The 10,754-nt window shown below is 74.5% G+C and carries 11 protein-coding genes and 1 riboswitch; of the genes, 5 read left to right on the top strand and 6 right to left on the bottom strand.

All coding sequences use genetic code 11. The features are described from left to right. On the top strand, positions 1-375 hold a 375-nt coding region (locus BU198_RS16280), incomplete at its 5' end, for a hypothetical protein (protein ID WP_188297564.1). A 39-nt stretch (positions 376-414) separates the two neighbouring features. On the opposite strand, the gene BU198_RS16275 is transcribed toward BU198_RS16280, so the two are convergent. From BU198_RS16275 to BU198_RS16265, 3 genes are read right to left on the bottom strand one after another with little or no spacing between them, the layout of a single operon-like run. Continuing rightward, positions 415-1,671: an MFS transporter gene (locus BU198_RS16275; RefSeq protein ID WP_188297563.1), complete on the bottom strand. Its 1,257-nt coding sequence runs from the start codon at positions 1,669-1,671 to the stop codon at positions 415-417. 27 nt (positions 1,672-1,698) lie between these two features. Beyond that, a complete protein-coding gene (locus tag BU198_RS16270; protein ID WP_188297562.1) occupies positions 1,699-2,703 on the bottom strand; it encodes a HEAT repeat domain-containing protein in 1,005 nt (334 codons plus the stop codon). A 3-nt stretch (positions 2,704-2,706) separates the two neighbouring features. Continuing rightward, positions 2,707-3,381 carry a HEAT repeat domain-containing protein gene (locus tag BU198_RS16265; protein WP_188297561.1) on the bottom strand — a complete coding sequence of 225 codons (675 nt, stop codon included), beginning with the start codon at positions 3,379-3,381 and terminating at the stop codon, positions 2,707-2,709. 149 nt (positions 3,382-3,530) lie between these two features. On the opposite strand from BU198_RS16265, the gene BU198_RS16260 reads away from it, so the two are divergent. Beyond that, entirely contained in the window at positions 3,531-4,031 is a 501-nt protein-coding gene (locus BU198_RS16260; RefSeq protein WP_317620151.1) for a hypothetical protein, read from the top strand. 133 nt (positions 4,032-4,164) lie between these two features. Here the strand turns inward: BU198_RS16260 and BU198_RS16255 are convergent, their stop codons facing one another. Then, entirely contained in the window at positions 4,165-5,565 is a 1,401-nt protein-coding gene (locus tag BU198_RS16255) for a cytochrome P450 (RefSeq protein ID WP_188297560.1), read from the bottom strand. 173 nt (positions 5,566-5,738) lie between these two features. Next, a riboswitch (SAM riboswitch) is annotated at positions 5,739-5,883 on the top strand. Positions 5,884-6,083: 200 nt separating this feature from the next. On the opposite strand from BU198_RS16255, the gene BU198_RS16250 reads away from it, so the two are divergent. After that, a complete protein-coding gene (locus tag BU198_RS16250; RefSeq protein WP_188297559.1) occupies positions 6,084-6,797 on the top strand; it encodes an IclR family transcriptional regulator in 714 nt (237 codons plus the stop codon). A gap of 63 nt (positions 6,798-6,860) precedes the next feature. On the opposite strand, the gene BU198_RS16245 is transcribed toward BU198_RS16250, so the two are convergent. Next, entirely contained in the window at positions 6,861-7,811 is a 951-nt protein-coding gene (locus BU198_RS16245) for an NADP-dependent oxidoreductase (protein WP_223244460.1), read from the bottom strand. Between the two features lie 69 nt (positions 7,812-7,880). Between BU198_RS16245 and BU198_RS16240 the strand changes: the two genes are divergently transcribed. Beyond that, entirely contained in the window at positions 7,881-8,879 is a 999-nt protein-coding gene (locus tag BU198_RS16240) for a GlxA family transcriptional regulator (protein WP_188297558.1), read from the top strand. Between the two features lie 14 nt (positions 8,880-8,893). On the opposite strand, the gene BU198_RS16235 is transcribed toward BU198_RS16240, so the two are convergent. Beyond that, positions 8,894-10,447, bottom strand: coding sequence for a helix-turn-helix domain-containing protein (locus tag BU198_RS16235; protein ID WP_188297557.1), 1,554 nt, complete (start codon positions 10,445-10,447; stop codon positions 8,894-8,896). A gap of 91 nt (positions 10,448-10,538) precedes the next feature. On the opposite strand from BU198_RS16235, the gene BU198_RS16230 reads away from it, so the two are divergent. Continuing rightward, a complete protein-coding gene (locus tag BU198_RS16230) occupies positions 10,539-10,727 on the top strand; it encodes a hypothetical protein (protein ID WP_188297556.1) in 189 nt (62 codons plus the stop codon). Positions 10,728-10,754 lie beyond the last annotated feature (27 nt).

Here is a 10,754-nt window from a genome sequence, read left to right as displayed (position 1 = left end):
CTCGGCATCGGCACCGACCTCGTCGAGGCGGTCCGCCGCGCCGCCGCGCTCGCCGGCCTGCCCGTCGCCGACCACCTGCGGGCCCCCGGCATCGTCCTCGACTCGTGCCGGTCCGTCGCCGCCGACGACGACCCCATCGGCCTCGCCGACCTCGACTGGAACCCGTCCCGGCGGCTGTCCGCCGTCGCCGACGGCGACACCCCCGACGCCGCGCGGGCCGCGCGGGCCCGCACCGCCGCCCGGGACGCGATGCGGCACGCCTTCGGGGCGGTCCTCGGTGCCTGTGGTCTCGATCTCAAGTGGCGTCGGCCTTCGGGTCTGCGGTACCAGCTGCGCGCCCACGGGCAGGCCGAGCAGCCGCCGATACGGCGCTGATCCCTCCGGGCGCCCGGCAGCCGTGCGGCGCGGCGCCGGTCACGGGACGTCGGCCTCCTCCCGCAGTTCCCCGGCGGGGCGGGGGAGTTGCCCCGCAGGGGTGTCGCCGGCAGCCCGGTGCCACGGGGAGCGGAGGCGGTGGGCCAGGCCGCTCGCCGCCACGCAGAGGCCCAGCCCGGCCCACAGCAGCGGGGGGTTCTCCAGGCCCACACCGATGACGGCGGGCCCGACCGCGTAGGACACCGTCCAGGTCAGCTGGAACAGGGACATGTACGGCCCCTCGTCGCCCTTGGGCGCCATCGCCACCGCCTGCGCGGCCGCGGTGGGCTTCGAGGCCAGCTCGGCCAGTGACAGGACGGCGGCCACGAGGACGGCGAGCGGGCCCTGGAACGCGGGCGGTACGGCGGAGACCGTGGCCGTCAGGGCGATGGCCACGGCGACCGCGCCGATCGCCAGGCGGAGGATCCGTGACCGGCTCCAGCCGGAGAGCCGCCGGCTGATCGGCATCTGGAGGCAGGTGGCGGTGGCGTAGCGGACGGCGACCACGACCGTGGGCCAGTACGCGGCCTGGTGGAGGGTCTCCACGAGGTAGACCGGGAAGGCGACGGTCGGGATCAGCCAGGCCGCCGACAGCAGCGTCTGCGACACCACGAGGGAGACGAAGGGCCGGTCCCCGAGCGCCGCCCGGGTGTCGGACCTCGCCGCCCGGTGCGCGGGCCGCCCGACGGCCGGCACCGCGACCCCCAGCAGCAGGACGGCCGCGAGCAGGGAGCTCGCGCTGTTCAGGGCGAGCGCGATCTCCAGGCCGTGTCCGCCGGCGAGGGCCAGCAGGGCGGTCGCCGCGAGGGTGCCGACGCCCAGCGAGGTCGTCTTGAGCACGGTGACCGCGGAGAACCACCCGGTGAGCTCCTCCGGCTTCGCGAACCGGGCGACCAGCGTGGGCCAGGCGGCCCCGTACAGGCGGTCGGAGGCGGTCACCAGGAAGGTGGCGGCGGCCACCGTGAACAGGTTCCCCGCCACGAAGAAGAGGCCGTACCCGAGCGCGGTCAGGACGTTGCTGACGAGCAGGCAGGACTTGGGCCCCACCGCCTGGACGGCCCGCCCGCAGAGCGGTACGACGGCGAAGGAGGCGAGCGAGCCGACCGTCACGGCGGTGCCCGCGGCGGCTGCGGGGAAGTGCCGGACGGTGACGAAGTACAGCAGCGACAGCGGCAGGAAGACACCGGCGCCGACGGTGTCGATCGCCACCGAGAGGAAGAGCCTCCGCTGCCGACGGAACTGCCTGCCCCCCGTCACGCCACCCCCACCCCTCGAAGCCGCCGCCTACCGCGCGTCGCGCAGCTTGAGAATGTACGCCGCGGTCAGCGCGACCGCACGGTCCTCGTCCCGGGACAGCCCTTCGAGGGCGCGCGACGTGGTGGCTCCCGGGATGTCCGCCAGCGCCTGGGCCAGCCGCCGGCGCGCGGACGGCCCGGCGCCGTCGCCGGTGAGCCGGCCGACGAGCCCGTCGGCGATCCGGTCCGCCAGTGCCGGGTCCCCCGCGAGCGCGCTCAGCGCGTCGGCGGCGTCGACGTCGTTCGCCTCCTCGACGATCATGTCGATGAGCGTCGGGACGGCCTCGGCCACCCCGCGGGCCCCGAGCGCCAGCGCCGCGTACCTGCGGACCGCCAGGTCCCGGTGGGTGAGGGCCTCCCGCAGCAGGGCGGTCGCCGTCCCGTCGGGGAACTCGGCGATGGACCGGACGGCACGCCCGCGCACCTCGGCCGAGGGCGATTCGAGGCCCGCCGCCAGCAGGCGCGGCCCGTCCCCGCCCGACTGCGCCAGCGCCCAGCGCAGGGCCCCGGCGACGTTCGGGTCCGACTCGCCCAGCACGGCCTCGACCAGTGCCTCCACCGGCACGGGGACGTCCTCGCCGGCGGACAGGGCCGCGCGCTGCCTGGCCCCCGGGCTCTTCGACTCCAGGGCCTGGAGCAGCGCGACGATCCGCAGGACCTCCTCCCAGCCCGCCGGTTCCGCCGCCCCGATCCGGCGGAGCCGGGTGAGCAGCTCCGTCTCCGCCGCGATGCGCTCCCGGGTGCGGCGGACGAGGCCGTCGACCAGCTCCGCGGGCGCGAAACCGGGCTCGTCGAGCGCCCGGCCGACGTCGCGCAGCGACAGGCCCAGCGACCGCAGGCTCTCGACATGGAAGATCCGCCGGATGTCCTCCTCCGCGTACTGGCGGTAGCCGGAGTCGGTGCGCCCCGTCGGCCGCACCAGGCCGAGCGACTCGTAGTGCCTGAGCATCCGGGCGCTGACCCCGGACCGCCGCGCGACCTCGCCGATCAGCACTGCCTACCGTCCCTCCCGGCCGCCCCCGCCGAGGGCCACCGTGCGCTTCGCCTCCTCGACCGCGAACCCGGACCCCGCGTCCGGGTCGCGCCACAGCCGTTCCGTGGCGAGCGCGTGGGCGCGCACCCGGGGGTCGGGGTCCGTCGCCGCGGCGTCCAGCACCGGCAGCATCACCTCCCCGAGCGCGACCAGCGCCCGGCTGAGGCTCAGCCGGGTCTCGTGTCCGCCGCGCCCGAGCTGGGCCGCCAACGATACGGCCAACCCGTGCTCCGCACCCTCGGGCACCAGCACGACCGCCGCCCGCCAGGCGCACCTGGCCACCTCCTCGTCGGCGTCGGCCAGCAGCGCCGGCGTGATCACCGGCCAGGCCCGCCGGTCCCCGATCTTGGACAGCGTGTGCAGCGCCTGGCTCCGTGCCTGGGCACGCTCCGAGCGGACCTCGCCGAACAGTGCCGGCACCGTCAGCGCCGCCGGGTGCCGGGTGAGCGCCCAGGTGAGCAGCTCGCGCACGGAGAACTCCGGTTCGACCGCGCACCGCTCGACGAGCGTGCCGACGGACCCCTCGTCCGGGCTCGTGCCGACGGCGAGTGCCGCCCGGAGCCGGACCGACGGATCGCCGTGTCCCAGCCCGCGGAGCGCCGCCCGCACCGTGTCCGTGTCCTCGTTCGTGCTGGTCATCGGGACCACCTCCTCGGACCCAGTGAAGGGCTTGTCACGGTGTCAAGGTCAAGCGGAACCGAAGGTCCGGTCTTACGGTGAAATACGGGGCCTGTCCCTCCCGTCTCACCGTGTCCGCGAGGCGGTTGCTACCCGAAGGAGCCCGAGTCATGGCCAGCAGTGCTACCGGAGTCGGCCCCACCACCCGGGGCCCCGAGCGCTACCCGCACGCGAGCGGGTGGACCATCTTCGCCGGGGTCATGCTGATCACCGCCGGCATGATGGCGGTCTTCCAGGGGACCGCCGCCATTCGCAAGGACGGACTGCTCATCGTCACCCGCAGCTACGTGTACGCGATGAACACCGAGGGCTGGGGATGGATCCACCTCATCCTCGGGGTCGTCGTGATCGTGGCCGGGGTGGCGGTCTTCAGCGGTTCCTTCTGGGCGCGCGTCGTCGGGGTCGTCGTGGCGGGGCTGGGAATGATCGCCAACTTCCTCTGGCTGCCGTACTACCCGCTGTGGGCCGTCGTCCTGATCGCGATCGACGCCCTGGTCATCTGGGCGCTGTGCGTCGGCAAGGTCGAGAACGCCGGAGGGGCCGGGAGCGTCGGACGGGTCGGGAACGCCGGAGGGGCCGAGGGCGTCGGAGGGGCCGGGAAGGAGGCCTGACCCGGCGTCACCTGATCCGTCGGGCCCACCCGGTGGGTCCACGCGGTGGTTCAGGCGGTGGTTCAGGCGGTCCGCACGCTGGCAGCGGCGCCGCGAAGGGCGGGAGTCCCTCGGGTTCTACGGCTGTCTGGCTCTACGGCTGCCTGGCCGTCGGCTCCGGGCTGTGGGGTCCGGAGCCGCCCCGGGGCGTCACCAGCATCCGGATGTCGTCGGCGGCCCACAGGACGAACCGTTCGACCGGGACCACCCGGTGGCCCGGCTCCGGCCGGAAGCGGAAGCGCCTGAGCAGGACGGCCAGCAGCACCAGGGCCTCCACCCTGGCCAGCGCGGCCCCCTCGCAGCTGCGCGGGCCCAGGCCGAACGGGATCCAGGCCAGCCGCGGACGCCCGGCCGACTCCTCCGGGGTGAACCGCTCGGGCCGGAACCGCTCCGGCTCCGGCCAGTACGCGGGGTTCAGGTGGACCGCCCAGAACGGGTAGAAGACCACCGCCCCGGCGGGGACCGTGTACCCGCCGACGGTCAGCGGGTCGGTGGTCAGCCGGGCGCCGTAGGGGCCGGGCGGGTAGCGGCGCAGCGACTCCCGCAGGGCCATGTCCAGGTAGCACAGGCGGTGCAGGTCGGCGTACTCCGGCGCGGGGCGGTCGCCGAGGACGCGGTCGAGTTCCGCGGTGACGCGCTCGGCCGCCGCCGGGTGCCCGGCGAGCAGGTGCAGGGTCCAGGAGACGGCGACGCCGGTGGTGTGGTGGGCGGCGAGCAGCGTCGCGAGGACGGTGTCGCGGATCCGCGCGGGGCTCTCGCCGGCCTCGACGAGGGCGCCGATCAGGTCGCTGCGGTCGCCGGGGAGGCCGGGGCGGTGTGCCGCGATCACCCGGTCGACCGTGCTCCGCAGGTGGGCGAGTGCCCGGGCGGTCCGTTCGGCGCGCCGCTCCGGGGCCTGCCCGGACGGGACGTGGTAGAGGCGTTCCAGGTAGTCGGTGAGCACCACCTCGAAGGCCTCGACCATGCCGTCCGGGTCCTCGGTCGCGCCGGTTGGGTCTTCGACCGCGCCGTCCGGGTCCTCGGCCCCGCCGCCCAGGGCGAAGGCGCGGATCATCCGCAGCGAGACCCCGGTGAGTTCCCGCTGGAGCCGGACGGGCCGGCCCGCGGGCAGGGCGGCCCAGCGGTCGGCGAGTCCGGTGGCCAGTGTGGCGAAGCGGGCCAAGTGCCGTTCGTGCGAGGGCCGTCCGGCCAGGGTGGTGAGCAGCAGCCGGCGCCACGGGGCGTGCTCCTCGGCCGGGAGCGTCTGGAGGTTGCCCGTCTCGAACAGCGGGTCCAGGAACGAGAACAGCCGCCGCGGCCGCTCGTCGAGGTGGGCGGTGGCCTCCAGCAGCACCGGATCGGCGATCGACACGGCGGTCTCGGCGCCGGGCAGCTGGAACCGTACGACCGGTCCGTACTCGGCGTGCAGCCACAGCTGGTAGGCGTGCAGGCCGCCGGCCCGTGCGACGGCGCCCGTCCCGCCGTCCGGGCGGGGTGCGGGACCGGGGATGTTCATCGGACCTCCTCGGGGCGGCCCGCCGCCTTCGCCCCGACGGACTCGCCGAGCCGGACTCGCCCCGCCGGATTCTTCCCGCACCGGGCCGCGGGCCGTCGGCGCAACGCCGCCCCCGCGGCCGGGAGCGGAAACCGTTTGGCGACCAGCCCGGGGAATCTTGTATGGTTCCCAACGAATCATCCAGAGGGGTGGAGGGACCGGCCCTACGAAGCCCCGGCAACTCCCCGTTCGACCCGGCGTCCGAAGTACGCGCCGGCGCCGTCCGGGGTCAGTGCCAACTCCGGCCTGCCGCCAATGTGGCGCGGGAAAAGATGAGGAGACACGGTGCTCTCTGTGCTGTCCTTCGCCCGGGCGCTTCCCGCCCCGGCCCTTCCGCGTACCCGTCTCGTGCCCGGCGCAGGCTATCGGCCGACTTCCCCGGCCCGTCCTCGCTGATCACCCCCCTGCTCCCCGCCAGGAGCCGTCCGTGAGCGGAACCCACCCGCCGCTCACGGGCATTGAGACTGGAGTACCCACCCATGGACAACACGAGCGGCGTCGGCGTGCTCGACAAGGTCACCTCGATCCTCGGCATCCTGGAGGCCGGGCCCACCACCCTGGGCGGCCTGGTGAGCGCGACCGGCCTGGCCAGGCCCACCGCGCACCGGCTGGCCGTCGCGATGGAGCACCACCGCCTGGTCAGCCGTGACCTGCAGGGCCGGTTCACCCTCGGCCCCCGGCTCGGCGAGCTCTCGGCGGCCGCCGGCGAGGACCGCCTGCTGGCCGCGGCCGGCTCGGTCCTCACCCAGCTGCGCGACCTGACCGGCGAGAGCGCCCAGCTCTACCGCAGACAGGGCGAGATCCGGATCTGCGTGGCCGCCGCCGAGCGGCTCTCCGGCCTGCGCGACACCGTCCCGGTCGGCGTCACCCTGCCGATGAAGGTCGGCTCCGCCGCCCAGATCCTGCTCGCCTGGGAGGAGCCCGAGCGCCTCCACCGGGGCCTCCAGGGCGCCCGCTTCACCGCCACCGCGCTGAGCGGCGTACGGCGCCGGGGCTGGGCCCAGTCCATCGGCGAGCGCGAGCCCGGCGTCGCCTCGGTGTCCGCCCCGGTGCGCGGGCCCTCCAACCGCGTGGTGGCCGCCGTCTCCGTCTCCGGCCCCATCGAACGGCTCACCCGGCACCCCGGCGCCCAGCTCTCCCGGGCCGTCCTGGAGGCGGCCGAGCACCTCACCGACGCGCTGCGCAACGTCTGACCCGCCCTCCTGCCCGCACCGCGCGGCGCCCGACGGGGGCCGCGCGGTGCGGGAGGGTGGCCGCTACGGGCGGACGGTGAGCACCAGCTTCCCCACGACCCGGCCCGTCTCGCCCTCGGCGTGGGCCCCGGCGGCCTCGGCGAGCGGGTACGTGCCGGAGACGTGCGCGCGCAGCTGCCCGGACTCGGCGAGGGCGGCGATCGCCGCCATGCCGGCCTGGTCGTGCTCGACGATCATGGTCTTCGCCGTCACGCCCAGCTCGGCGGCGCGCTCGGCGAGGCCCTCCAGGCCCTGGGGCAGGATCGACACCAGGACGCCGCCCGGCCGGAGCGTCTCCAGCGAGCGCAGCCGGTCCTCCCCGCCCAGCGGGTCGAGCACCACGTCGATGTCGCGGGCCTCCTTCACGAAGTCCGCGGTGCGGTAGTCGATCACCTCGTCCGCGCCCAGGCCCCGGACGACGTCGTGCTTGGCGGCGGACGCCGTGCCGATGACGTACGCGCCGCGCGCCTTGGCGATCTGCACGGCGACGTGCCCCACGCCGCCGGCCGCCGCGTGCACCAGGACCCGCTGCCCCGGCCGGACCCGCGCGGTGTCGACGAGGGCCTGCCAGGCGGTCAGCGACACGAGCGGCAGCGCGGCCGCCTCGACGTGGCTCAGTGCGGCGGGCTTGGGCGCGAAGGCCCTGGCGGGGCCGGTGACGTACTCGGCGTGCGCACCGGCGCCCTGCGGGTAGGGCAGCATGCCGAACACCTCGTCGCCCGGGGCGAGGAGCGAGACGCCGGGGCCGACCGCCTCGACGGTGCCGGAGACGTCCCAGCCGAGGGTGAACGGGGGCTGGCCGAGGAAGTAGCCGTGCCGGCGGTGCTTCCAGTCGGTGGGGTTGACCCCGGCGGCGTGGACGGCCACGAGGACCTGGCCGACGCCGGGTTCGGGGCGCTCGGCCTCGGCCTGGTGGAGCACGTCCGGGTCGCCGAGGGCGGTCTGGGTGATGGTGCGCATGGTGTTCCTGGTCATGGATCCAGCCTGCGGCACGGCCCTGACCTGGGAAATGGCAAGATTGCCAAAGAACGCTAGGATCGTGCCATGGCTGCGATCGAACCCCGTGACCCCGGTGACCGGCCGCCGCACCGGGTCGTCGTCCTCGCCCTCGACGGCGTCTACCCCTTCGAGCTGGGCATCCCGAACCGGGTCTTCCCCGGGGTGCCGGGGGCGTACGAGGTGGTGACGTGCGCGGCGACGGACGACCGGACGGTCAGGACCGACGCCGACTTCACCATCACCGTCGGGCACGGGCCCGAGGCACTGGAGAGCGCCGACACGGTGATCCTCCCGCCGTACGACCTGCGCCACGTCACCGCCGAGCTGCCGGAGCCGGTGCGCGCGGCCCTCGCCCGGATCCGCCCCGGCACCCGCCTGGTCTCCATCTGCACCGGCGCGTTCGCGCTGGCCGCCGCCGGTCTGCTGGACGGACGCCCGGCCACCACCCACTGGTCCGTGGCGCAGGTCTTCCGCCGGATGTACCCCCAAGTCGTCCTGGACCCCGACGTGTTGTTCGTCGACGACGGCGACGTGCTCACCTCGGCCGGCGCCGCCTCCGGGCTCGACGTGTGCCTGCACGTGGTGCGCTCGGACCACGGCAGCGCCGTCGCCAACCGGATCGCCCGGCACTGCGTGGTGCCGCCCTGGCGCGAGGGCGGCCAGGCCCAGTACATCGAACAGCCGATGCCCCCGGAGGGCGCCAACGGCACCGCCGCCACCCAGGCCTGGGCGCTGGAACACCTCGACCGGCCGCTCGCCCTGCGGGAGCTGGCCGCGCACGCCCGGATGAGCCCGCGCACCTTCGCCCGCCGCTTCCACGAGGAGACCGGGACGAGCCCCGGCCGCTGGCTGATCCAGCAGCGGGTGCACCGCGCCCGCCACCTGCTGGAGACCAGCGACCTCCCGGTCGACCGGATCGCGACGGAGATCGGCTTCGCGACCGGAGCGTCCCTGCGCCAGCACCTGCACGCGGCGATCGGCGTGACCCCGCAGGCCTACCGCACCACCTTCCGCCTCCGGAGCGGAGCCCCGAGCCGGGCCTGAGCCCCGCGCTCCGGTCAGGTGCGGGCGAAGCGGTCCCGGGCCGACCTGAGGATGTCCATGCTCGCCGCCCTGTTCGCGGCGGCAGTGGTGATCCTGAACAGTGCCTCTCGGTAGGGAGTGAAATCCCCGTAGTCCGGGTCCCCCTCGAAGACGTGTTCCGTGGTCCTGATCCCCTCGTGGTACAGCACCTCGGGGACGTCGGGGGATCGGAACTCCAGACGGGTGAGTGAGCCGACGGCGATGGGCAGGGACTGTTCCAGGGGAACGACGCGGATGCGGATGCCGGGTTTCTCGGCCATCCGGAGCAGGTGCTCGATCTGCTCCACCATCTGCGCGGCGTCCCCGACTTTCCGGTGCAGCGTGCTCTCGTCGAGCAGGAACACCGAGCTGGTGTCGGAGGCGAGGAATCTGCGTTGCCGCTCCATGCGGAGCGCCACGCGCGACTGGAGCGCGGCCTGGGAGGCGATGCCGCTCTCGTCGTGGTGAAGGGCCGTTCTCTCCGCAAGTGCCGTGCCGTACGGCTCCGTCTGGAGCAGTCCTGGAATGACGGTGGCCTCGTAGACGTGCATCCACTCCGCCACGGGTTCGAGGGAGAGCAGCCGGGACAGCGCGCCGGTCGGTCTGCCGTCGTACTCGCTCCACCATTCCCGGGCCTCCGCCTCGGTGCGGAGCCGACGCAGTTCATCGCGCTCGACCGCCGGAACGCGGTACAGGTCCGCCAGGAGTTCGAGGAGTTCCGGGCTCGGGAGGCCGACCCCCCTCTCGAACCGGCTCAACCGGGATTTGGACAGGGCGAGTTCACTGGATGCCGTGGCCAGTGTCAGGCCGAGGGAGTGGCGTGTTCTCCGGAGCCGGTTCGCCAGTGCGAGGGCCGCCGCGGTCGGGCTGTGGGCCGGAACACCGGGGGGCTGCGGGGCCGGGTCGGACCTGGAGGGTGCGGTCTCCGGATGCCGTGCCGCCTGCCCGGCGTTCCGCATTCCACCGGCCGCCGGCTCCGGTCGTTCGGCCGTCCGCGTCGCCGAGAGCCAGAGCCGCCTGAGCGCTTCCCGCCCGGGTTCGTCCAGGTCCAGTGCGGTGGCGAGCGAGCGGAGGACCTCCCACCCCGGCAGCGTCTCACCGGAGAGCGCCCGGCTGACCGTCGAGGCGTTGACGCCGGCCCGCCGCGCCAGCTCGCGGATCGACACGCCGGATTTCCCGGCCAGTGCCGTGAGGTGGCCGGACAGATCGGTCGGCAGCCGTCCGTCGGTGTCCGGTCCTGGACCCGCGGCATCGCCGGTCCTGAGTTCGGCCGCCGTCTCCCGGCGCAGGGTGATCCAGCTCCGGCGGTCCCCTTGCCAAGCCTCCACCAGGGCGGCGAGTACGGGCTCCGAGGGCAGTCGGGTGCCGGCGAGTGCCGCGTAGACGGTCGAGAGGGGAACGCCGGTGCTCCTGTGGGTCTCGGTCGGGGTGAGGGGTGAGGCCCGCTGGAGGGTGCGGAGTTCCTCGGCGAACAGCGCGAGCGGGTTCGGTTCGGTGTCGCCGGCCTGCCGCTGCTCCAACTCTCGTTCCCCCGGCTCGACATGGACCATCCGGCACCCCTACTCTCGGTTTGCCTCGCAACACGCAACACGCTGCGAGGTGGTGTCGCATGCTCAGGTTACTTTTCCGGAGGCCGGGTTGTTGTCCACCGTGGTTGTGCTCCGCACCCTGCTGGCCCTGTGCCTCGCGGGTTTCGTGAGCGTCGGAGCATATGGGGTGGCGCGGTGGTCCGGCGAGGACCGCCGCAAGGCGGCGGTCTGGGCGGCCTGTAGCTATCCGGTGGCGCTGGGGATGCTCTTCGCCATCATCGACCAGCTCCGCAGAAACTGAGCAGTCCCCTCGGGTGGAGCCGACCGG

Origin of the sequence: Streptomyces sp. CBMA156, assembly GCF_014596515.1 — a bacterium.
Lineage (GTDB): Bacteria > Actinomycetota > Actinomycetes > Streptomycetales > Streptomycetaceae > Kitasatospora.
This window is presented reverse-complemented; position numbering and strand designations above follow the sequence as displayed.